Source organism: Modestobacter sp. VKM Ac-2977, from assembly GCF_026968045.1.
In the GTDB taxonomy this organism is placed as follows: Bacteria; Actinomycetota; Actinomycetes; order Mycobacteriales; family Geodermatophilaceae; genus Modestobacter.
In genome coordinates this window covers 385,626-407,720 of sequence record NZ_JAPVBQ010000001.1, presented here as the reverse complement: position 1 = coordinate 407,720, position 22,095 = coordinate 385,626, and the positions used below count along the sequence as shown (strand labels likewise).

The following is a 22,095-nucleotide window of genomic DNA, read 5'->3' as shown; positions in this document are numbered from 1 at the left end:
CGGTCTGGCGGCGCGCGTCGGCGCTGACTGGCTGGGGGACTCGGACTCGAACCGAGACTGCACGGCTCCAAAGGCCGGCGGGCTGCCGATTACCCCATCCCCCATCAACCGGCCCGCCGGGGCAGAACCGCGGCGGCCCACCCCTGAGCCTAGGGCCGAGGTCGGGTGCGGGCACCCAGGACCGCCCCCGGGGACGTCGGACGGTGGCTGGACGGGCGACGGTCGGCCGGGGTTCAGCCCACCAGACGGGCGCCGTGGACCGGGCCGTGCACTGCCCGCACGGTCCGGAACACCCCGGCACCGGCGAGCTCGTCGGCCAGCCGGACGGCGGCGTCCTCGTCCTCGGCCAGCGCCGCCACCGTCGGGCCGGAGCCGCTGACCAGCGCCGCCCGGGCCCCGGCCTCGGTCGCGACCCGCATCGCCCGGTCCAGCTCCGGACGCAGCCGGAGCGCCGGCGCCTGGAGGTCGTTGTGCAGCGCGGCCGCCAGCGCCGCCGCCGGACCGCTGTGCAGCGCGGCGAGCACCGGCCCGGTGGCGGCCATCAGCTCGCCGTCGGGCAGGGTCCCGGCTTCCCGTTCGGCGTCCAGCTCGCCGTAGACGGTGGGGGTGGACAGCCCCTCCCCGGCGATGCCGAGCACCCAGTCCCAGCGACGGCGGGCGAGCACCGGCGTCAGCCGCTCGCCGCGCCCGGTGCCCAGTGCCACCCCGCCGAGCAGGCTGAAGGGGACGTCACTGCCCAGCTGTGCGGCGAGCGCGGCCAGGTCGCCGCGGGTCGCCCGGGTCCCCCACAGTGCGTCGAGCGCGACCAGCGTGGCCGCCGCGTCCGCGCTGCCGCCGGCCAGCCCGGCCGCGGCCGGGATCGACTTGTCCACGGTCAGGTGCGCATCGGCCGCCACCCCGGCGTGCCGGGCCAGCAGCTCGGCGGCCTGCCAGACCAGGTTGCGCTGGTCGGTGGGCACGCTCGCCGGGCCGGCACTGCTCCCCGTGCCCTCGCCGCGGACGGTGAGCGAGAGCCCCTCGGAACGGCGGACGGTGACCGTGTCGAACAGCGACACGGCGAGGAAGACCGTCTCCAGCTCGTGGAAGCCGTCGGCCCGCAGCGGCCCCACGCCGAGGTGCACGTTGACCTTCGCCGGCGCCCGCGCCGTGACGGCGCCGTTGCCGGCGAGCCGGCCGGGGCCGCCTGCGGTCGCGTTGCTCACCCGGTCATCCTGCCCGCCGGTCCACCGTCGTCCACCGGTGCACCCCGCCTGCCGGCCGCGGCACCCGCTACCGCTCCTCCGCGGTGACCGGGTCGGTGGCCGCGAGCCGGGCGAAGTCGGTGACCGACAGCTGCTCCCCCCGCGTGGTCGGGTCGATGCCGGCCGCGCGCAGCCGGACCTCGGCGGCGGCCGGGCTGCCGGCCCAGCGGGCCAGCGCCGCGCGCAGGCCCTTGCGCCGGGTGGCGAAGGCCGCGTCGATGACGGCGAAGGTGGCCGCCCGATCGCCGTCCGGCGCCGGGCGGCGGGTCAGCGCGACCAGCCCGGAGTCGACGTTGGGGACCGGCCAGAAGACCGGCCGCGGGACGTTGCCGGCCCGGCGGACGTCGGCGTACCAGGCGGCCTTGACGCTGGGCACCCCGTAGGCGGGGGTGCCGGGTGCGGCGGCGAGCCGGTCGGCGACCTCGGCCTGGACCAGCACCAGCGAGGTGCGGATCGTGGGCACCAGCTCCAGCAGGTGCAGCAGCACCGGGACGGCGATGTTGTAGGGCAGGTTGGCCACCAGGGCGGTGGGCGGGGGCCCGGGCAGCTCCTGCACCCGGAGGGCGTCCGCGGTCACCACGGTGAGCCGCCCGGCCACGTCCGGGGCCCGCTGGGCGACGGTCACCGGCAGCTGGTCGGCCAGCCGGGGGTCGATCTCCACCGCGGTCACGTGTGCGCAGGCGGGCAGCAGCCCCAGGGTCAGCGACCCGAGGCCCGGCCCGACCTCGCAGACGACGTCGTCGTCCTGCAGGTCGGCCGTCCGGACGATCTTGCGGATCGTGTTGGCGTCGTGCAGGAAGTTCTGCCCGAGGGTCTTGGTCGGTCGCAGGTCCAACTGCTGCGCCAGCTCGCGGATCGCGGCCGCACCGAGCAGGGCCGTCATCTCCGGCCTCGCTGCAGGGGCCCGCCGCGAGCCTGCGAGTGGCGGGGGGCAGCGAGGTCCTTCATCACCCGAACAGGCGGGGACCGCAGTGCGGCCACTGCCCCGCGCCGGAACGGGCGTACAGCATCTGCGCCCGCATGGTCTGCTCCTCGGCCGACGCGGCGGCCGGGTCACCGCTACCCCCGACGGCGGCCCAGGTGCCGGTGGAGAACTGGTACATGCCGCGGTACTTGCCGGTGCCGCTCACCGCGGTGGGCCGGCCACCGGACTCGCAGGCGGCCAGCGCGGACCAGTTCAGGCCGTCGGCGCTGACCACGGGCGCCGGTGCAGCCGGCTTCTCCTTCGTGCCGACGGCCACCTGCTGGTCGACCGGCGGCGTGCTGACCTCGACACCCAGCTGCTCGCGGCCGGTCTCGACCCCGTCGGTGACGGTGACCCGCCAGGTGACCGTCTGCGCGCCCTCGACCCCCCGCTGGGTGACGGTGCGCTGCCCCTGGAAGGCGTTCGGGTCCGGCGTCTCGACGGTCGCGTAGTCCAGCGGCTGGACCTCGGTCACGTCGGTGACGACGACCCGGGTGACCCGCAGGACCATCGCGTCCAGCAGAGGCTGCTGCGGGTAGATCGAGGTGCGGTCGGTGGGCGACAGGGCGATGCCCTGCTCGGCCAGCAGGTCACCGGCGGTCGCCGCGGTGGTGGTGACCACGCGCTGCTGGCCGTCCGCGATCAGCGTGACGTCCTTGTTGGTGGTGATGGCGAGGTCCATGCCGTCCAGCGGCAGGCGCTGGCTGCGGCTGGCGGAGAGCACCAGCTCGTCGGTGCGGTACCCGAGCTCGGCGAGTGCGCCGTCGACCGAGAGGGCCGTCGTGAAGACGTCGGTGCGCACCCCGTCGACGGTCAGCGTCAAAGGACGGGCGCGGTTGAGCACGATCGTGGCGCCGTCGCCGATCGCGTCGCCGGGGTCGGGCAGGACGACGTCCTGCGACGCGGGCTCCAGCCCCTCGTCGGCCAGCACCTCAGCGGCCGTGCCGGCATAGGTGCGCACCTCGCGCGACTGGCCGTCGACGGTCAGGGTCACCGTCTTCTGGGCAGCGAAGTAGGCAGCGGAACCGCCCACCAGGCCCAGGAGGACCAGGACGAAGAGAATCGACTTCAGCGATCGGTGCACAACACATCCACGGGTCACGGGGCCCGGGCAGGGGAACGAGGGCGACAGCCGACGGACCTCACCCGGAGGGCGGCGCCCCTCACCGTGCGGCCCGACGAGCTCCGGGTCCGGGAGCGGTCACCCGGGCAGGAACGAGCGCCCAGGTGTTCCCCACCCCGGCTTGTCGGTCACGGCACGATAACGAACGCCTGACGGAAGAGAACGGTGCGGGATCAAGAAACCACCATGTCGACTCAGCCCTCCGCAGGCGCGCCGACACGGTGGGTGAGAAACGCGCCGCGAGAGAGCGTGATCACCCGCATCCCGGCCGTGCGCAAGGCCACAGCCGACCGGTGGGCCCGGACCGCCTCAGGCCAGCGCGGGCGTGGTCTGCCGCACCGGGCGCAACCAGGTCACCAGGAAGCCGGCCACCACCAGCCCGGCGATGATCGCGGAGAACCCGCCCGCGACGAGGGCCACCGGCAGCAGCCCGGCGCCGTCGGAGCTCACCCGGTCGCCGAGGTCGATCGCGGCACGGAGCAGCAGCGCCCCCATCGGGAGCAGGGCGAGCACGCTGGCCGCGGCGACCGACAGGTGCGCGGTCCAGGTGCGCTGCGCCTCGTCGACCGGCACGTCGGCGCCCTCGGCGGGGAGCGGGCGGAGCCACACCCGCAGCAGGGCCGCCTCGGCCAGCAGCCAACCGGCCAGCGGCACCGCCGTCGCCGTCGCGACGACCGGCGACGCCAGGTCGTCGACCTGCAGCAGGGCGGTGAGCACCACCCCCGCGACCACAGCGCGCATGGTCCACAGCAGCCAGAGCGATATCTGCTCCGACCGCCGGGGCCGGCGGGGCGGGCTGGTCGTCGCCCAGCGCGGCCGCGGCCGGGTCGCTTCCGCCAGCAGCACGCCGGCCAGCAGGCCCACGGCGAGGGCGGGCACCCAGAGGAAGACCGACGCCTCGGCGAACAGCACCACCGTGCTGACCACCAGCGCCAGCCCGAGCAGCAACCCGAACAGCCGCACCCGGTGGGCATGGGTGGCCTGGCGGGCCAGCTGCGCGGTCGCCTCCGGCGTCACCGGCACGAACTCGACACCGGCGGAGGCCACGGCCCGGCGACCGGACGCGAGTGACCAGCCCCGGGCCAGCATGGCGGCCGGGACCATCAAGGCGATGAAGAGCACGACGGCGATGAGGCGGCCCACTCCCCCAGTGTGCCCCGGTTCAGCTGACCGGGGGGCGGCCCACCCGCCTCAGTCGTCCCAGGAGCCGAAGACCCGTTCCGCCGTGCTGGTCAGGGCCGCGCACAGCTGGTCCAGCGGCACCCCGGTGACCTCGGCCAGCGCCCGGACCGTGTGCGGTACCAGCCGGGCGGAGTTCGGGCGCCCGCGCAGCGGTGCCGGGGTCAGGAACGGGGCGTCGGTCTCGACCAGCAGCTGGTCCAGCGGGGTCAGCGCCGCCGCCTCGCGCAGGGCGCCGGCGCTGGAGAAGGTGACCGTGCCGGCGAAGGACAGCACGTGGCCGCGCTCGAGGCAGGCCCGGGCGAACCCGGCGTCCCCGGAGAAGCAGTGGAAGACGGTGTGCTCGGGCGCACCCTCGTCGTCCAGCACCCGGAGCACCTCGTCGTGGGCGTCGCGGTCGTGGATGACCAGCGCGATGCCGTGCCGCTTGGCGATGTCGATGTGCGCCCGGAAGGAGGCCTCCTGGGCGGCCCAGCCCTCGGGGCCGGTGCGGTAGCGGTCCAGGCCGGTCTCCCCCACCGCCCGCACCCGGGGCAGCGCGGCGAGCTGGTCGATCTCGGCCAGCGCCGCCTCGGTCGCCGCCCCGGCCCCCGCCTCGTTGGGGTGCAGCGCCACCGCCGCCAGCACGTTCGGGTGCCGGGCCGCCAGCGCGGCCGACCAGCGCGAGGACCCGACGTCCACCCCGACCTGCACCAGCCGCGGGACGCCGACGGCCACGGCGGCCGCGATCGCCTCGTCCACCTCCGCGTCGGTGGGCTCCCGGTCCTCACCGCCCACGGCGATGTCGAAGTGCGTGTGGCTGTCGACCGCCGGGGACGGCAGCGGCTCCGGGGACGGCGGCGGCTCACCCCGCCGGTTCGCCCGCGAGGACGCCGACCGGCTCACGCCTCCACCAGGAGGGCCATTGTGGTGGTCCGGGAGGTCACGCCTCGCCGTCCGACCCGCTCTGGCCGCCCTCCTCCAGGCGACGCAGCTCCTCCTCCACGATCGAGGGATCGAGCTTGGTGAACACCGGCTTCGGCGGGGCGAGCGGCGTGCCCGGCGGCGGCAGCGGCGTGGACGCCCAGACGGCCTGCCCCTGGTCGTAGGGCCCGGTGATGACCGGGTACGGCGAGCCGTCGTCCAGGTCCTCGGTCTCGACCACCTGCGGGGCGACCGACCAGACGCCGGTGCCGCCCAGCAGCTCGTGCACCTGTTGCGAGGAGTGCGGCAGGAACGGCGTCAGCAGGGCGTTGCAGTCCTTGATCGCCTGCAGCGCGGTGTGCAGGACGGTGTCCCGGCGGGCCGGGTCCTCCTTGAGCTTCCACGGCGCCTGGTCCGACAGGTACTTGTTCGCCTCACCGACGACCCGCATCGCCTCGGTCGCCGCCGCCTTCTGCCGGTTGCGCGACAGCAGGTCACCCACGGCGGTGAAGGCCCCGGAGGTGGTGGCCAGCAGCGCCCGGTCGGCGTCGGTGAGCTCACCCGGGGTCGGGACGGCGCCGACGTTCTTGGCGGCCATCGACACCGAGCGGTTGACCAGGTTGCCCCACCCGGCGACCAGCTCGTCGTTGTTGCGGCGCAGGAACTCCGCCCAGGTGAAGTCGGTGTCCTGGTTCTCCGGGCCGGCCACGGCGATGAAGTAGCGCAGCGCGTCGGCGTCGTAGCGGGAGAGGAAGTCGCGGACGTAGATGACCACGTTGCGCGAGGAGGAGAACTTCCGCCCCTCCATGGTCAGGAACTCGCTGGAGACCACCTCGGTGGGCAGGTTGAGCCGGCCGTAGGAGCCCGGCGTCCCGCCCTTGTCGCCCGCCCCGTTGTAGCCGAGCAGCTGGGCCGGCCAGATCTCGGAGTGGAAGACGATGTTGTCCTTGCCCATGAAGTAGTAGGCGTCGGAGTCCGGCGCCTGCCACCACTGCCGCCAGGCCTCCGGGTCACCGGACCGGCGGGCCCACTCGATCGACGCCGACAGGTAGCCCACCACGGCGTCGAACCAGACGTAGATGCGCTTGTCCGGCCGGTCCCGCCAGCCGTCCAGCGGCACCGGCACGCCCCAGTCGATGTCCCGGGTGTAGCTGCGCGGCTTGAGGTCGGAGAGCAGGTTGACGCTGAAGTTCAGGACGTTGGGGCGCCAGTTCCCCCGGGTGCCCAGCCAGTCGCCCAGCGCCCGGGTGAACGCCGGCAGGTCCAGGAAGTAGTGCTCCTCCTCGACGAACTTCGGCGTCTCGCCGTTGATCCGGCTGACCGGGTTCACCAGGTCGATCGGGTCCAGCTGGTTGCCGCAGTTGTCGCACTGGTCGCCGCGGGCGCCGTCGTAGCCGCAGATCGGGCAGGTGCCCTCGATGTAGCGGTCGGGCAGGGTGCGGCCGGTCGACGGGCTGATCGCGCCCAGCGTGGTTTGCGGGAAGACGTAGCCGTTCTTCAGCAGCCCGAGGAAGATCTCCTGGCTCACCGCGCGGTGGTTGGCCGTCGTCGTCCGGGTGAACAGGTCGTAGCTGAGCCCCAGGCTGACCAGGTCGTCGACGATGACCCGGTTGTTGCGGTCGGCGATCTGCCGCGGGGTGATGCCCTCGGCGTCCGCGGCGACCGTGATCGGCGTCCCGTGCTCGTCGGTGCCGCTCACCATCAGCACCTGGTCGCCGGACATCCGGTGGAACCGGCTGAAGACGTCGGAGGGGACGCCGAACCCGGAGACGTGGCCGATGTGCCGCGGGCCGTTGGCGTAGGGCCACGCGACGGCGGTGAGGATGTGCCGATCTGTCACGGCCTGAGGGTAGTGACCGGCGTCCACCGGGTTGACCGGCGCGTCCTCAGGGGGCGTCGGTGACCGCGACGGTGCTCGGTGCGGAGAGGTCCTCCGCGGGCACGCCCACCAGCGCGACGGCGGCCAGCGCCAGCCCGATGCCGGCCACGGTGACGCCCCGCAGCACGCGGTGCTCGACCACGGGTGCCCGGCGGGCCGGCCGCGGGCGCCCTCCGGCGGCGACCCAGGCGAGCGCGGACGGCGCGCTGGCCAGCAGCAGCTTCCCGGTGGGGACGGCGAGGCCCAGCAGCGCCAGCGCGGGCACCGGCAGGCCGCCGATCGGGCCGATCGCCACCAGCAGGACCCCGTTCGCACCGACCAGCCCCACCGCGCAGAGCACGACCAGCAGGGCGATCTCCCCGCAGGCGACGGCGACCAGCAGCAGCCGGCCGGTTCCGTCGACGAGGCCGGCCCCACCGCCGGCGCACAGCACGACCCATCCGGCGAGCAGCAGCAGGGTGCCGGCGACGAGCCAGCCGGAGGGGCGCACCCCGGAACCGAAGACGCCCTCCAGGCTGGTCAGCCCGAGGGCGAGCAGCGCCAGTGCCTCCAGCACGGAGAGCCCGCCCGCGGCGGCGACGGTCGCCGGCAGCCGCACCGGGCGCACGGTCGCCGGGGCGACGGCGGGGGTGGCGCGGGGGGCGTCGAGGACGGCGCTGGGCACGGGGATCTCCTGATCGCGGAACGGGTGTCCCGGATCAGGTCGGGCGTTCCGGCGGCCGACCGCAGCGCCACCGGCGCACGTCTCACCCGCCGGGGTGAGACCCGCGGGTGGTGGGCCGGGGATGCTGGACCCCGACAGACCCGAGGGAGGACCGGTGACCGACACCGACAGCACGACCAGCAGGCGCACCCCCGGGACGCCGGCCGAACTCCCGCAGACGCTCCGCCCACGCCCGGCAGGCGCGCCCCGCGAGAAGCAGCCTGAGCGGGACACCGACGACCCGGTCGTCGACTGCGCCGTCTACGTGCAGGGCGAGCGGCTCGACGTCGCGCCGTCCGAGGCGCTGCAGGTGGCCCGCGACCGGGGCGGGTTCGTCTGGCTGGGGCTCTACGAGCCCTCCGAGGCCGAGCTCACCGCGATCGGGGAGCACTACGGACTGCACCCGCTCGCCGTCGAGGACGCCGTGTACGCCCACCAGCGGCCCAAGCTGGAGCGCTACGACGAGGCGATGTTCATGGTGCTCAAGACGGCCAGCTACGTCGAGCACGACCAGCTGACCGCCACCAGCGAGGTGCTGATCACCGGGGAGATCATGGTCTTCATCGGCCGCGACCACGTGATCACCGTCCGGCACGGCACGCACGGGGAACTGGGGCAGCTGCGCACCCAGCTGGAGGAGCAGCCGGACCTGTTGTGCAACGGCCCCTCCGCCGTCCTCTACGCGATCGCCGACCACGTCGTCGACGACTTCCTGGAGGTAGCCGGCGAGGTGGAGCAGGACGTCGAGGAGGTCGAGACCTCGGTGTTCAGCCCGAGCCGCACCGACGACAGCGGCCGCATCTACCAGCTCAAGCGGGAGCTGATGCAGCTGCGCCGGGCGGTGCTGCCGCTGGAGCTGCCCCTGTCCACGCTGGTCGACCGACCGAACGAGCTGGTGCCCGAGGCGATGCGCTCCTACTTCCGGGACGTCCAGGACCACGCGCTCCGGGTGCGTGACCAGGTGACCGGCCTGGACGAGCTGCTGACGTCGATCCTGCAGGCGTCGCTGGCCCGCACCTCGCTGGCCGACAACGAGGACATGCGGAAGATCTCGGCCTGGGCCGGCATCATCGCGCTGCCCACCGCCATCGCCGGCATCTACGGCATGAACTTCGTGTACATGCCCGAGCTCGACGAGCGCTGGGCGTACCCGGCCGCGCTGCTGCTGATGCTCTTCGCCTGCCTCGCCCTGCACCGCGGCTTCAAGCGCACCGGCTGGCTCTAGCCCGGCTCGCCGTTGTGGCGCTCGTCGTCGGTTCAGGTCCGCCCGACCGACGATGAGTGCACAACGGCGGAGCCTGTGGACGACGGACGCGGCGTGTGGGGCCGGGACGGCAGGGTGCGGGCGTGCTCGCCGTGCCCGACGACCTCCGCCACACGCCGTTCCGGGGGTCCGACGCCGTCCGGGACGGCGCGCTGACGACGGCCCAGCTCCGCAGGCACTGCTGGAGACGACTGTTCCCCGACGTCTACGTGCACCGCGAGGTCCCGGTCACGCACGAGCTGCGGGCGATGGCTGCGGGCCGGCTGCTGCTGCCGGACGACGTGGTCACCGGGGTGAGCGCGGCCGCGCTGTGGGGAGTCCCCCTCGCCTCGGCGGACGACGACGTGGAGGTCACCCGCTGGCCGGGCGGTCATCCCGTGCGGGTCCCCGGACTACGGGTCCGGCGCGCGGACATGGAGGCACGCACCGTCGTCCGGCACCAGGGCGTGCAGCTGACGACACCCGAGGCGACCGCGGTGCGGCTGGCCTCGGCGCTGCCCCTGGTCGAGGCCGTGGCCGCCGTCGATCAGCTGGTGGTGCTCGCCGGCGCCGACCTCGAGGAGGTGCGCTGGCTGGCCGGCACCGCCCTCGGACCGGGCAGTCGGCGCGCCCGCCGTGCCGTGGCCCTGGCCGACGGACTCGCCGAGTCCCCGCAGGAGTCCCGGTTGCGCCTGCTGGTCTATGACAGCGGTCTCCCGGCACCGGTCGCCCAGTTCCGGGTGCTGGACGGCGGCCGCGTCGTCGCCCGGGTGGACTTCGGCTGGGCCGAGCAGCAGGTGGCGCTGGAGTACGACGGGCTCTGGCACGCGGAGCCCGGCCAGTTCGCCCGCGACCGGCAACGGCTCAACCGGCTGACGGCGGCCGGTTGGCGCGTGCTCTTCGTGACCGCGGCCGACCTGCGCCAGCCGGGTCGACTGGTCGCACGGATCGCCGCCGCGCTCGGCGTTGTGCGCTGACCGCCGGTCGGTCGACCCCCGACCGACGACCGGTGCACAACCGCGACGGCGGGGGCTGGGTCAGGGGCGCTTCGCGGCCAGGACTGCGTTGTAGACGTCTCGTCTCGGGAGGCCGGTGCGGGTCATGACGGTGCGGATCGCCTCCTTGCGGTCGGCGCCGGCGGCCTCCTCCGCGGCGACCTCGGCGGCCAGTTCGGCCGGCGTCAGGGTGGCCGGGCCGGCGACCGCGCCGGCGACCACCAGGGTGATCTCGCCGCGCACGCCCTCGGCGGCCCACTCGGCCAGCGAGGCCAGGGAACCGCGGCGGACCTCCTCGTGGGTCTTGGTCAGCTCCCGGCAGACGGCGGCGGGTCGGTCGGCGCCGAGCGCCTCGGCCGCGTCGATCAGGGCGTCGGCCAGCCGGTGCGGCGACTCGTAGAACACCATCGTGCGCGGCTCGGCGGCCAGCGCGGCCAGTGCCGACCGCCGCTCCCCGCCCTTGCGCGGCAGGAAGCCCTCGAAGGTGAACCGGTCGCACGGCAGCCCGGAGACGGCCAGCGCGGTGACGACAGCCGACGGCCCGGGCACCGACGTCACCTCGATGCCTGCCTCGATCGCCGCCCGCACCAGCGTGTAGCCGGGGTCGGAGACCGACGGCATGCCCGCGTCGGTGATCAGCAGCACCGTGCGGCCCTCGGTCATCGCCGCCACCAGCCCGGGCAGCCGCGACCGCTCCACGGTCTCGTGGAAGGTGACCACCTTGCCGGTGAGGGTCACCTCGAGGTCCTTGGCCAGCCGGTGCAGCCGCCGGGTGTCCTCGACCGCCAGGACGTCGGCGTCGGCCATCGCCTGCCGCAGCCGCGGGCCGACGTCGCCGGGCTGTCCCAGCGGTGCCCCGCCCAGCACGAGTCGTCCGGTCATGCGGCCGAGCCTGTCACGCCGGCTCGCCCAGCCCGGCCACATACCCTGGCCGGCATGGCGGTGCTGGTCCCGGAACGCACGGAGTCGGCTCCCGGGGCACCCGTCTCGCGCCGTTTCCCGCCGCTCCCCCGGCCCCGCCGGCAGGGCACCCCGCCGTTGCCGACCGACCGGGTGCTGGCCGCGGTGCTCACCGCCGTGCTCGGGCTGGTGACCCTGGTGGCCCGGCTCTGGGACATCGGCTACCCGACCGAGCTCGTGTTCGACGAGGCCTACTACCCGCCCGAGGGCGCCGAGATGCTGGAGCTCGGCTACGAGTACAACCGCGGCTACACGTTCATCGTCCACCCGCCGCTGGGCAAGTGGCTGATCGCGGCGGGCGAGCAGCTGTTCGGGTACGGACCGCTGGGCTGGCGGGTGCCCAGCGCGGTGGCCGGGACGGTGGCGGTCGTCGTCCTCACCCGGCTGGCGCGCCGGCTGACCGGCTCCACGCTGCTGGGCCTGCTCGCCGGCCTGCTCCTGGCGGTCGACGGCTTCTCCTTCACCCTCGGCCGGATCGGGCTGCTGGACGTCTTCCTGCAGGCCTTCGTGGTCAGCGCGGTCGCCTGCCTGGTGGTCGACCGGGACCAGGTGCGGCAACGCGTCCGGGACGGCGCCGACCGGGTGACCGCGGCCGGGTTCCGGCTCGGCCCGCGGGGCTGGCGGATCGCCGCCGGGGTGTTGTTCGGCTGCGCCTGTGCGGTGAAGTGGAGCGGGGTCTGGTTCCTGGCCCTGTTCGCGGTGCTCTCGCTCTTCTGGGACCGGGCAGCCTGGCGGGAGGCGGGGGTCGCCCGGCCCACCTGGACGGCGCTGCGCCGCGGCCTGCCCGGGGCGACCTGGGCGCTCGCCGTCGTCCCGGTGCTGACCTACCTGGCCTCCTTCGCCGGCTGGTTCCGCGGGGAGAACGCGCAGGGCCGGCACTGGGCCGCGGAGAACCCGGACACCTCGTTCGGCTTCGTGCCGGACGCGCTGCGCTCGCTGTGGCACATGCACGGCGAGTGGCTGGACTTCCACAGCGGGCTGTCGAGCCCGCACCCGTGGGAGTCCAGCCCGTGGTCCTGGCTGGTCGACGGCCGGCCGATCCTGCTGTGGAACCCGCAGGGGCTCACCGACGCCGCGGGTGACCAGGTCGTCCGGTACATGCTCATGCTGGGCACGCCGACGCTGTGGTGGCTCTTCACCCCGGCGCTGCTGTGGCTCGGGTGGCGGATCGTCGCCCGCCACGACCCGGCGGCCGTGGTCGCCGCGACCGCGATCGCCGCCGGCTGGGGCACCTGGTTCATCAACCTCGACCGGACGATGTTCATCTTCTACATGGCCCCGGCCCTGCCGTTCTTCGTGCTGGCGGTCGTGTTCGTGCTGCAGGACGTGCTGGGCCCACCGGCCGCCTCCGCGCTGCGCCGCCAGGTGGGGCTGGCCGTCGTCTGCCTGTACGTGGCGGTGGTCGTGGTGACGTTCGCCTTCTTCCACCCGGTGCTCACCGGCCAGCCGCTGTCGCACCCGGAGTGGCTGCAGCGGATGTGGCTCCCCTCCTGGTTCTGACGGGCGGACGTCAGCCCATCGAGTCGGCGACCTGCGGCCGGGACCGGGCAGCTGCTCTCCAGGCAGCTGCGGCGTCCGGCTCGGTCTCGATCCGCCAGTCGACGTCGGCACGGACGTCGATGTGGTCGAACCACACCAGGCCGGTGATGTCCGGCCGCTGCTGGACCGCGGCCATCATCTCGGTGATCCAGCCGGCCTTGCTGCCGCCCGAACCGGAGCTGCCGACCTCGGCCACCCAGAGGGGCCGGGCGGTGAGCGCGCGTACCTCGGCGATGCTCTCGTCGAAGAGGGACCCGAAGTCGGTCCACGCGGTGCTGTGCCCGTCGTGCGTCCGAGCGCCCCAGTTGTAGTTGCTGATGCCCACGGCATCGACCGCAGCGTCCCCGGGGAAGAGCGGGCCCAGCGGTGCGCCTCCGGGGTAGACCGCGTTCGGTGCCCAGAGCCACTCCACGTTGTCGACGCCCAGGGCGGCGAAGCGGCCCTGGACGTGCTGCCAGGCCCGGACGAAGTCGCCGTCCCGATTGCCGTTGACGCCGCTGCCCCACGGGTACCAGTTGCCGTTCATCTCGTGCATGAGCCGGATCGTGAGGGGCCGCCCGTGCGCGCGGACCGACGTCGCGTACCGGTCGATGTAGTCGTCGTGGGCGCCTCCCACGATCGAGGCGAGGCTGTAGGCGGGCTGGTCGGTGCGGGGGCCGGCGGGGTCCCACGGCTCCCAGGTCACCGACAGCCGAGCGCCCCGGGACTCCACGGCGTCGGCGAGGTCGAGGTCCAGCGGGCGATCCGCCGACCAGGGTTCGAAGACGTCGAACACCTCCGGGCGGGTCCCGGTGGCCGCGATGAAGGCGTCCAGCTCCTGGATCGACGCGGCGGAGATGCCGAGCGTGGGGGTCTGCGCCGGCTCCGGGACGGCGGCCGGCGGGTCCGGGCTCGGGGAGGCCGAGTGCGTCGGGCCGGGGAGCGCCGTAGCGGGCTGGGCGGGTCGCGCGGCAGGGGCCATGAACACTACGTACGCCACGAGCGCCGCAACGGCAACGGCCGCACCGGCCCCCAGGACGCGCGGTCCGCGCACCGCCGATCGGACGTGGCGGGCACGAGGGGCTGGCAGGACGTCCACGTCCTCAGGATGGGAGTCCCGAGTGCGCGACGCCTGGGACGATCCCTCGTCCGGGGGAGGTCCCCGGCCCCATCGTGATCGGACGTACCTCCTCCGGGTGGCCGTCGCTGGTCCCGGGCCGCGCTGGCACGGACGCTGAGCCGGTGACCGAGGTGAGTGGAACCGCTCCTGCCGTCCGACCCGAACGCCGAGAGACCGGACGACTGTACGGCCGTACCGCGACCGAGGTCACCGGTGCTCTGCAGCCGCGCACGGACCAGGTGCGGTACCGGGAGGTGCTGACGCCCGGCCAGCGGCGGGGTGTGCTGGCGCTCGGCTGGGGGCACGTGCTCCTGTCGCTGGGGATGGCCGGGTACCTGCTGCTGCCGGGCAACCTCCCGGTGCTGCGGGCACACCCCCTCGTCGACACCCTGGCCATCGCGGGACTGCTGGTGATGATCCTGCTGCAGCTGATCGGCGGTCTGCGCACCTGGACGGTCATGTACCACGCCGGCCAGGCGAAGGACCCCGTGCCGATGCGACCGGAGCCCGGCCTGCGGGTCGCCGTGCTGACGACGATCGTGCCCGGCAAGGAACCGCTCGAGCTGGTGATGGCGACCCTGCGGGCGATGACCCGGATCAGGCACGACGGGCCGCTGGACGTCTGGTTGCTGGACGAGGGCGACGACCCCGAGGTGCGGCGACGGTGCGCGGAGCTCGGCGTCAGGCACTTCAGTCGCAGGGGGGTGCCCGAGTGGAACCAGGCCAGCGGGCCGTTCCGGGCGCGCACCAAGCACGGCAACCACAACAGCTGGCGGGCCGGCAACGAGCAGGACTACGACGTGGTGGCCCAGATGGACCCTGACCACATCCCGTTCCCGAACTTCCTCGAGCGCACGCTCGGCTACTTCGCCGACCCCGACGTCGCCTTCGTGGTCGCCCCCCAGGTGTACGGCAACCTGACCGAGTCGTTCGTGGCTCGCGGCTCGGCCGAGCTCGCCTACCTGTTCCACGGGATCATCCAGCGCGGCGGCAACGGCCACGGCGCACCGCTGCTGATCGGCACGAACCACCTGTACCGGCCGGCTGCGTTCGGTCAGATCGGTGGCTACCAGGACTGCATCATCGAGGACCACCTGACCTCGATGGCCGTCTACGCCGCGGTCAACGAGGCGACGGGACGGGACTGGAAGGGCGTCTACACCCCGGACGTGGTGGCCGTCGGCGAGGGCCCGGCCACCTGGACGGACTTCTTCAGCCAGCAGAAGCGCTGGGCCTACGGCATCTGGGAGATCGTCCGGCAGCACTCCGGGCGACTGTTCCCGCAGATGCGCACCCGGCAGCAACGCCTGTCCTTCCTCGCCCTGCAGACGCACTACCCCACGACGGCGATCGCCTGGGTGGGTGGCATCACCCTCTCCGTCCTGTACCTGGTCGGCGGGGTGGCGGTGACCGATCTGCCCCTGGGCGAGTGGGGCGCCCTGTTCGCCGCCAACCTGATCGCCGGGCTGGTCTTCACCACCTGCCTGCGCCGGTTCAACCTGGTGGAGCACGAGCGCCGCTCGTGGGGGGCCACCGGGATGCTGCTGGACCTGTGCACGGCGCCGGTGTACGTGGCGGCCGCCGCTGCGCAGCTGGCCGGGCGGCCGTTGGCCTACGTGGTCACCGCGAAGGGCAGCGCCGCCACCGGGGACACCTGGCGCACCTTCCGCCCGCACCTGCTGTGGCTGGGGATCGCCCTGTCCGCGATGCTCACCGGCCAGCTGCTGCAGCACGAGTACCCGGCGCTGTACGTGTGGGCTGGGCTGACCGCGGTCGTCTGCTTCACGCCGGTGCTCCTCGTGTCGATCAACAAGCTGGCGGAGGCGCGGCCGGTGCAGCTCGCTCGCCTGCGACCGGTCCTGGGCAACCGGCGGCTGGGTGAGGCACTGGTGGCCCAGGGTGCCCTGACCCCGGCCCAGCTACGCGAGTTGCTGGACCTCCAGGCCACCCGGGAGGCCGGCTGGGTACGTCTGGGGGACCTGGCGGTCGCCGAGGGGTACGTCAGCAGTCGTCAGCGGGCCCGTGCCGCGGCACAGCTCCGGCTCTCCTGGCTGGCGCCGGCGGCCGTCAGGACCTGACCGTCTCAGCGACGGAACTCGGTCAGCCGGCCGGTGGCAGCGTCCCAGGTGATCGAACCGCCCTGGAAGTCAGACCGGCGTCCGCCCGGGATCCCGTACTCGTCGCTCGTGGGATAGCCGAGGTACGAGCGCTCCCAGCCGAGGGCGGCCCACCGGTCCCGGATCGCGCCCGCGATCCGGTGCGCCCCGGTGAACGGCGTCCAGTAGATGGATCCGCCCTCGAAGTGGCTGTACCGACCGACGCCATCCGGGGTGCCGTTCTCGTTGGTGAGCGGGAAGCCCAACTGCCCGCCCTCCCAACCGGAGCGTGCCCACGTGCCGTAGATCGCGCCGTACACGCTGCGGGGCCCGACGCCGGGCAACCAGTAGATCCCGCCGTTCTGGAAGTCGTTGTAGCGTCCACGCCCGTCCGGCGTGCTCCGCTCCGAGCCACGGGGATAGCCGTGGATGCTGAGTTCCCAGCCCATCGCGGACCAGCGGCCCCGGATGTCCCCGCCCACCTGGTGAGCGCCGGTGCCCGGTGTCCAGTACACCGAGGTGCCTGCGGCGAAGTGGTTGTACCGGCCGACGCCGTCGGAGGTCGGCGCCTCGTCGGTCACCGGCTCACCGTGCCGGAGCTCACCGCCCTCAGCCAGGTAGGTGGTCACGATCGCACCGTGCACCTCGTGGGCGCCGGCCCGTGGCGACCAGTACATCCGGCCTCCGACGTACACCCGGTGGCGGAGTTCGGCGTCCCCGGCCTCCGGGGCGACGGGCGCCCCCAGCACGCCCCGGACCCCCGGATCGGTGGCGTACCGGCGGTCGATCGGGGTCAGGTAGTCGGCGCCGATGACCAGGTCCTGGTCGGGCATGGTCAGGGTGCGGGCCCGGTCAGCTCCGTCGGACCACCGCTCGAAGGTGGCCACGCCGTCGGTGGCGACCTCCGGCGCGACCAACGAGACCGTCGCCCCGGCGGTGATCGGGACGCTGGCGCGCGCGACTCCGTTGACGGTGATCGCGCTGGGCGTACTGGCCTCCACGGTCAGGGTCCGGAGCCGGGGCCTGGCCGCGAAGGCCTGCCGGACGCGCACTCCGGAGGAGTCCTGCGCACTGGCGACGATCTCCAGCCGGGTCTGGTCCCCGTGGTCGTCGAACGGACGGGAGAACGAGGCGCCGGTGAAGGACTCCCCGGGGTGGTCGTGGCAGTACCCGCCGCTGCAGTGCACGAGGAGCACGCTCCAGGTGACGGGCAGGGCGCCGTCCTCCCGGTCGGTGGCCGTCCCGCTGGCCGAGACGGTCTCCCCGACGGCGAAGAGCCGGTCCACCGGGGGCGCGGTGAGCGTGATGACCGGGGCGCCGTTGGACGGGACGACCTGGAGCGTCGTCGTCCCGGTCGCGCCGAGCGCATCGGTGACGGTCAGCTGGGCGGTGTAGCTCGCGCCTCCCTGCGGATAGGTGTGGACCACTGTGGCTCCGGTGGCCCGGGTGCCGTCCCCGAAGTCCCATTCGTGGGTCAGTGACTGGCCGTCCAGGTCACTGGAGGCCGTGCCGTCGAAGCTCACCGTCCCGGTGGCCGGGTCGATGCTGAGCGTCCCCAGCGCGGTGGGGGCCCGGTTGCCGGGCACGTAGACCAGTCGCTTGAGCACGCTGCCGCCGATGTCGGCGTACACGACGTCCCCGTTGGGAGCCGCGGCGAACTTGACCGGCAGGCCGTTCCCGACGCCGAATCCCTCGGCCTCCGGTTCGCGGACCACCTCCCCCTGGTCGTCGTACTGCATCGTGTAGACGCGCCCGGATGCGTAGTCCCCGAAGAAGTAGGCGCCGCGGTACTCCTCCGGGTAGCTCGCACCGGTGTAGACGATGCCGCCGGTGATGCTCGTGCCGCGCGGGCCGTGCACGTACGTGTACAGCGGAGACGACTGGGTCACCCCCTGGCACGCAGCGAGGTCGGCGTACCCGGGAGTCCGGACCTCACCCTCCCAACACGGCCATCCGTAGCTCGCTCCCGGGCGGACCAGGTCGACCTCCTCCCAGGTCTGCCAGCCGACGTCGCCGAGCACCGGCGCCCCGCTGGCCGGGTCCAGGCTCATCCGGAAGGGGCTGCGGAAGCCGCTCGCGTAGACGCGACTCCGCCAGGACGAGGGGGCGGCCGGGTCGTAGTACGGGTTGCTCGACACCCCCCGACCGTCCGGGAGGACGTGCAGCACCTTGCCGCGACCGTCGTCGATGTCGAGGGCACCGAGAGCACGCTCGTCGACGTACCGGTAGTCGGCGGCGTCCCCGATGGCCACCCAGAGCGAGCCGTCCGGGTCCGGGACCAGCGCAGCCATGGTGTGCACGTCGGCGTGGCTCTCCAGATCCCAGATGACCCGTTCGTCCGCCAGGCCGGTCGGCTCCGGAGCGCCGGTCACCGCCCACGAGCTCAACCGCATCATCCACCGGCCCTCGACCAGCAGCGTGCGCGCGGTGTAGATCCGTCGGCTGGTGGCGTAGTCGGCGGGTACGGCCAGCCCGGTCAGCCCCAGGTCCTGCACGGTGATGACCGAGAGCTCGGCCAGGGTGCGCGCCCGCCCGTCGGCCGACACCCAGGCGACCCGGCCGTTCTTGCCGGTGGTGAACCAGCTGCCGTCCGGCGCGAAGGCGAAGTCGGTCAGCGCCTCGTCCTGGCCGCTCGGCAGGTCCTGGACGGTGAAACCCGCCGGCAGCGAGGCTGCCTCCGCCCGTCCGGGCACCCCCGCCAGCGTCCCGCCGATGAGCAGCGTCAGCACCAGCAGCGCGCGCCCTGACCTCCTCGTCCACCGGGCCGACCACCTGGACCGCGCGCTGCTGCGCCTCCCGCTCACCCGGGAAGAGCTACCAGACCGATCTTGTGGGAAGGAGATGCCGGAGGCAGGGGCTGCGCCACCCACCGTGCGGCGCTCACTCCTCGTGTACTCGGCGTCACGGACAGCCTGATGGCGGGTGCATCCACCGGAAAACGCGTCAGGCCGGGCCCTGGTGGGCCCGGCCTGACCGGGGTGGAGCTGAGGGGAATTGAACCCCTGACCCCCTCGATGCGAACGAGGTGCGCTACCGGACTGCGCCACAGCCCCTCGGACGGAGAGCTTACCGTCCGGTTCCTCCGGCGCTGCACGGGGGCAGCGCCGGAGGTCCTCCTCAGCCGTTGACGACGCGCTTCGGCGCGTAGACGTCGATGTCGGCGAAGCCGATGTCCTCGTCGTCCAGACCGACCACGGCGCTCTGCTGCCAGCCGGCCGGAGCCGGGGTGCGAGCCGCGACCACCCGTCCGGGGCGCAGCGGGTGCACCGGGGCCAGCGGCAGGCTGGGGTGCACCTGACCGGTCTCGGCCGCCACCGGGGCCGGTGCGGGCGCCGGCTCCGGGCGAACAGCCGCCGGACGCTGCTGCACGGGGCGGGCGCGCGGCGGGCGCTGGGCGGCCCGGGCCGCACGGCGGGCGGCGGTCCGCCGCTCCCGCTTGGCCGCGGCCGCGGTCACCATCAGGTAGCCGACGACGGCGAGGTCCAGCAGCACCTGCGGCGCCCACAGCCACGACCGGTAGGCCAGCGCACCGACCAGCGCCAGCACGGCGAGGCCGACGAGCCCGGCCAGTGTGCGGCGACGCCGGGCGTGCACGTCGACCTGCAGCTCACCGCTGCTGCGCAGCTGTGCCCGGTCGATGCTCACCCGCTCGGTCTCGGCGTGGACCACCGGGTCCACGGGCCGCCGTCGTTGCAGGGTCCGTCCTGAGTTGGCTGCACCGTTCACCGTGTGCGTGTCGCCCCGGGTGACCACCATCGGCACCAGGACCACGAACCACAGCACGACGAGAGCGGCCAGCAGTACGCCCGATCCCATCTCGAACACCCCGATCCATCCCTGGCCCAGCGGAACGACCCCATCCCTGGGGCCACACGAGTCACATCCGTCACTCGGGAGTCAAGGTAAGGCCGCGGACTGCCGATACCCGGGACGTCTCCCGGTGTGTCGGCGCGTCGCCGGCGCAACCGGCGCGTCGGCGTCCCCGCCCGGCCGCTCAGCGTGGCGCGCGGTCGCGCCACCGGGCCAGCACACCACCGGGGTTCTCCCCGGCCAGCAAGGCGTAGCCGAGGTGGTCCCGCCACGCCCCGTCGATGTCCAGGTAGTCGCGGAACAGCCCCTCCTGCCGGAAGCCCAGCCGCTCGACCAGTCGCCGGCTCGGCCCGTTCTCCGGCCGGATGTCGGCCTGCAGCCGGTGCAGCCCCACCGGGCCGAAGGCGTGGTCACAGACCAGCGCCACCGCCAGCGAGGCCGCGCCCCGCCCGGCCACGGCCTGGTCGACCCAGTAGCCCAGGCTCCCGGAGCGCAGCGCCCCCCGGACGACGTTGTCGACGGTCACCTGACCGGCCAGCCGCCCCTCGTACCGCACCGCGAAGGGCAGCGACGTCCCGACCCGGGCGCGCCGGGACGCCGCCCGGCGCATCGCCCGGTAGGCCGCCGGGGTGTGCCGCTGGGACCAGGTCAGCCCGGTGGAGGGCTCCCAGGGCAGCAACCACGCCTCGTTCGCGGTGCGCAGCCGGGCCCACTCGCGGGCGTCCTCGCGGCGCAGCGGGTGCAGCTCGACCGGCCCCCAGGCCAGCCGGGCCGGCCAGCCCGGGTGCAGGGACGGGTCCAGCTCAGCCCCCGAGCAGCATCGGCATGACGGTCACGAGTCCCCCGGCGGACACCTCGGTGACGTCCTCGTCCACCACGATCAGGCAGTTGGCGCGGGCCATCCGGGCGAGCATGGCCTGGTCGCCGTCCCCGATCGGCTCGACGACGTAACCGCCGTCGGGGTGGCGCATGACCTGGCCGTGCAGGTACTGCCGGTACCCCAGCGGCGAGAGCAGCTGCTGGGCGGAGACGGCCTGCACGGTGCGCCGGAACAGCTGGCGCTTGCCGAGCATCAGCCGGATCGCCGGGCGGACGAACACCTCGAAGGCGACCAGGGCGGCGACCGGCTCACCGGGCACGCAGATCACCGGGACGGCGTCGGGCCCGAGCTTGCCGAAGGCGTGCACCGGGCCGGGGTGCATGGCCACCTGGGTGAAGGTGACCCCACCGAGCTCGTCCAGCGCCTCCTGGAGCAGGTCGTGGCCGCCGTTGGCGAAGGTGCCGGCGACCAGGACGATGTCGCTGCGGAGCATCTGGCCCTCCAGCAGCTCGACCATCCGCCGCCGGTCGTTGGGCATGATCCCCGCCCGGTAGGCCGCGGCGCCGGCGTCCCGCGCCGCGGCGGCCAGCGCGTAGCTGTTCACGTCCACCTGCTGGCCGGGGCCGGCGACCGCGCCGACGTCGACGAGCTCGTCCCCGGCGCACAGCACCGTGATCCGCGGACGCGGCCGCACCGCGACCCGCTCGCGCCCGACGGCGGCCAGCAGACTGATCTGGGCCGGCCCGATGGGGGTGCCGATCTCCACCGCGGTGTCACCGGTCGCGACGTCGTCCCCCACCCGGCGGACGTAGCTGCCCGGCGCGAGCGCGGCGAAGACCCGCACCCGGGCGGCGCCCTGGTCGGTCCAGGCGGCCGGGACGACGACGTCGGCACCGGCCGGCAGCATCGCGCCCACGGCGACCTTCTGGGCGAGGCCGGCGCTGATCGAGGTCGGCTCCCCCTCGCCGGCGGCGGTCTCACCGACGACGGCGAGGTCGACGGGCTGCTCGACGGTCGCGGTGGCGATGTCGGCCGCGCGGACGGCGTACCCGTCGAGGCCGGCCTGGTCGAAGGCGGGCAGCGAGCGCTGGCTGGTGACCAGCTCGGCGCAGAGCAGCCCCTGGGCGTCGAGCACCGCGAGCTCGATCGGGTCGGGCTGGGGGACGGCGCCGAGGATCTCGTCCAGGTGGTGCTCGACGGGGCGCAGCCGGACCCCGGACACGTCGACCGAGCCGGTGTCGGCCATCGGGTCCGGTGACCGGTCGCCGGTGGCGATGGCCGGCGAGGGGACCCGGTCGGAGGAGAACACCGACCGGTCGACCTGCACGGTGTCGTGGGTGACCACCGGCGCCGGGCCGGAGACCAGCCGGTTGTCCCGTGGTGACGGGACCAGCCCGCCGCTCGTCAGGTCCAGCTGGGTCGTGTCCCGGCCTCCGCCGGAGATCCACCCGCGTGTGCTGTCGTCGCTCATCCCCACCACCGTCGTCCCTCCGTCATCGGGCCAGCCCCGCGCCCGGATCGCCGGTCACGGCGCCGATGAC

General features: G+C 74.1%; 17 protein-coding genes and 2 tRNA genes. 4 read left to right on the top strand and 15 right to left on the bottom strand.

The features are described 5' to 3' along the window. Positions 1-28: 28 nt before the first annotated feature. The 8 genes from O2V63_RS01945 to O2V63_RS01910 form a co-directional block, all read right to left on the bottom strand. Positions 29-104: transfer RNA gene (locus O2V63_RS01945), tRNA-Gln, on the bottom strand. Between the two features lie 129 nt (positions 105-233). Next, a complete protein-coding gene (locus O2V63_RS01940) occupies positions 234-1,202 on the bottom strand; it encodes a 4-(cytidine 5'-diphospho)-2-C-methyl-D-erythritol kinase (protein WP_269165887.1) in 969 nt (322 codons plus the stop codon). A gap of 67 nt (positions 1,203-1,269) precedes the next feature. Beyond that, a complete protein-coding gene (gene rsmA / locus O2V63_RS01935) occupies positions 1,270-2,124 on the bottom strand; it encodes a 16S rRNA (adenine(1518)-N(6)/adenine(1519)-N(6))-dimethyltransferase RsmA (protein ID WP_269165886.1) in 855 nt (284 codons plus the stop codon). Positions 2,125-2,188: 64 nt separating this feature from the next. Further along, the gene (locus O2V63_RS01930; RefSeq protein ID WP_269165885.1) at positions 2,189-3,289 is read right to left on the bottom strand and encodes a resuscitation-promoting factor; all 1,101 of its coding nucleotides are present in this window, start codon (positions 3,287-3,289) and stop codon (positions 2,189-2,191) included. 348 nt (positions 3,290-3,637) lie between these two features. Then, complete coding sequence (locus O2V63_RS01925; protein ID WP_269165884.1) at positions 3,638-4,471, bottom strand: hypothetical protein; 834 nt, start codon at positions 4,469-4,471, stop codon at positions 3,638-3,640. A 48-nt stretch (positions 4,472-4,519) separates the two neighbouring features. Next, the gene (locus O2V63_RS01920) at positions 4,520-5,392 is read right to left on the bottom strand and encodes a TatD family hydrolase (RefSeq protein WP_269165883.1); all 873 of its coding nucleotides are present in this window, start codon (positions 5,390-5,392) and stop codon (positions 4,520-4,522) included. A 37-nt stretch (positions 5,393-5,429) separates the two neighbouring features. Further along, the gene (gene metG, locus O2V63_RS01915; protein WP_269165882.1) at positions 5,430-7,250 is read right to left on the bottom strand and encodes a methionine--tRNA ligase; all 1,821 of its coding nucleotides are present in this window, start codon (positions 7,248-7,250) and stop codon (positions 5,430-5,432) included. A gap of 46 nt (positions 7,251-7,296) precedes the next feature. Continuing rightward, entirely contained in the window at positions 7,297-7,953 is a 657-nt protein-coding gene (locus tag O2V63_RS01910; protein ID WP_269165881.1) for a hypothetical protein, read from the bottom strand. Positions 7,954-8,107: 154 nt separating this feature from the next. On the opposite strand from O2V63_RS01910, the gene O2V63_RS01905 reads away from it, so the two are divergent. Together O2V63_RS01905 and O2V63_RS01900 are read left to right on the top strand one after the other, a co-directional pair. Next, positions 8,108-9,217 carry a magnesium and cobalt transport protein CorA gene (locus O2V63_RS01905; protein WP_269165880.1) on the top strand — a complete coding sequence of 370 codons (1,110 nt, stop codon included), beginning with the start codon at positions 8,108-8,110 and terminating at the stop codon, positions 9,215-9,217. A 122-nt stretch (positions 9,218-9,339) separates the two neighbouring features. After that, positions 9,340-10,212 carry an endonuclease domain-containing protein gene (locus tag O2V63_RS01900; RefSeq protein ID WP_269165879.1) on the top strand — a complete coding sequence of 291 codons (873 nt, stop codon included), beginning with the start codon at positions 9,340-9,342 and terminating at the stop codon, positions 10,210-10,212. A gap of 60 nt (positions 10,213-10,272) precedes the next feature. On the opposite strand, the gene rsmI is transcribed toward O2V63_RS01900, so the two are convergent. Then, complete coding sequence (gene rsmI, locus O2V63_RS01895; RefSeq protein WP_269165878.1) at positions 10,273-11,112, bottom strand: 16S rRNA (cytidine(1402)-2'-O)-methyltransferase; 840 nt, start codon at positions 11,110-11,112, stop codon at positions 10,273-10,275. A 54-nt stretch (positions 11,113-11,166) separates the two neighbouring features. Between rsmI and O2V63_RS01890 the strand changes: the two genes are divergently transcribed. Then, a complete protein-coding gene (locus tag O2V63_RS01890; RefSeq protein ID WP_269165877.1) occupies positions 11,167-12,690 on the top strand; it encodes a dolichyl-phosphate-mannose--protein mannosyltransferase in 1,524 nt (507 codons plus the stop codon). 10 nt (positions 12,691-12,700) lie between these two features. Here O2V63_RS01890 and O2V63_RS01885 read toward each other — a convergent pair whose 3' ends face one another. Then, a complete protein-coding gene (locus O2V63_RS01885; RefSeq protein WP_269165876.1) occupies positions 12,701-13,690 on the bottom strand; it encodes a glycoside hydrolase family 26 protein in 990 nt (329 codons plus the stop codon). A gap of 377 nt (positions 13,691-14,067) precedes the next feature. Between O2V63_RS01885 and O2V63_RS01880 the strand changes: the two genes are divergently transcribed. Next, the gene (locus O2V63_RS01880; RefSeq protein WP_269165875.1) at positions 14,068-15,906 is read left to right on the top strand and encodes a glycosyltransferase family 2 protein; all 1,839 of its coding nucleotides are present in this window, start codon (positions 14,068-14,070) and stop codon (positions 15,904-15,906) included. A 5-nt stretch (positions 15,907-15,911) separates the two neighbouring features. On the opposite strand, the gene O2V63_RS01875 is transcribed toward O2V63_RS01880, so the two are convergent. The 5 genes from O2V63_RS01875 to glp form a co-directional block, all read right to left on the bottom strand. Then, positions 15,912-18,653 (bottom strand): PQQ-dependent sugar dehydrogenase, encoded by a 2,742-nt coding sequence (locus O2V63_RS01875; RefSeq protein ID WP_269165874.1) that lies wholly within the window; start codon positions 18,651-18,653, stop codon positions 15,912-15,914. Positions 18,654-18,903: 250 nt separating this feature from the next. Next, a tRNA-Ala gene (locus tag O2V63_RS01870) sits at positions 18,904-18,977 on the bottom strand. Between the two features lie 64 nt (positions 18,978-19,041). Next, positions 19,042-19,740: a divisome protein SepX/GlpR gene (gene sepX, locus O2V63_RS01865; protein ID WP_269165873.1), complete on the bottom strand. Its 699-nt coding sequence runs from the start codon at positions 19,738-19,740 to the stop codon at positions 19,042-19,044. A 178-nt stretch (positions 19,741-19,918) separates the two neighbouring features. Then, positions 19,919-20,470 (bottom strand): GNAT family N-acetyltransferase, encoded by a 552-nt coding sequence (locus O2V63_RS01860; RefSeq protein ID WP_269166936.1) that lies wholly within the window; start codon positions 20,468-20,470, stop codon positions 19,919-19,921. Between the two features lie 67 nt (positions 20,471-20,537). Beyond that, positions 20,538-22,025 (bottom strand): molybdotransferase-like divisome protein Glp, encoded by a 1,488-nt coding sequence (gene glp, locus O2V63_RS01855; RefSeq protein ID WP_269165872.1) that lies wholly within the window; start codon positions 22,023-22,025, stop codon positions 20,538-20,540. Positions 22,026-22,095: the final 70 nt, after the last annotated feature.

Coding starts and splice junctions, on each gene's coding strand:
- rsmI (WP_269165878.1), bottom strand. CDS start 11,112: ATGACCGGACGACTCGTGCTGGGCGGGGCACCGCTGGGACAGCCCGGC.
- O2V63_RS01890 (WP_269165877.1), top strand. CDS start 11,167: ATGGCGGTGCTGGTCCCGGAACGCACGGAGTCGGCTCCCGGGGCACCC.
- O2V63_RS01885 (WP_269165876.1), bottom strand. CDS start 13,690: ATGGCCCCTGCCGCGCGACCCGCCCAGCCCGCTACGGCGCTCCCCGGC.
- glp (WP_269165872.1), bottom strand. CDS start 22,025: ATGAGCGACGACAGCACACGCGGGTGGATCTCCGGCGGAGGCCGGGAC.
- sepX (WP_269165873.1), bottom strand. CDS start 19,740: ATGGGATCGGGCGTACTGCTGGCCGCTCTCGTCGTGCTGTGGTTCGTG.
- rsmA (WP_269165886.1), bottom strand. CDS start 2,124: ATGACGGCCCTGCTCGGTGCGGCCGCGATCCGCGAGCTGGCGCAGCAG.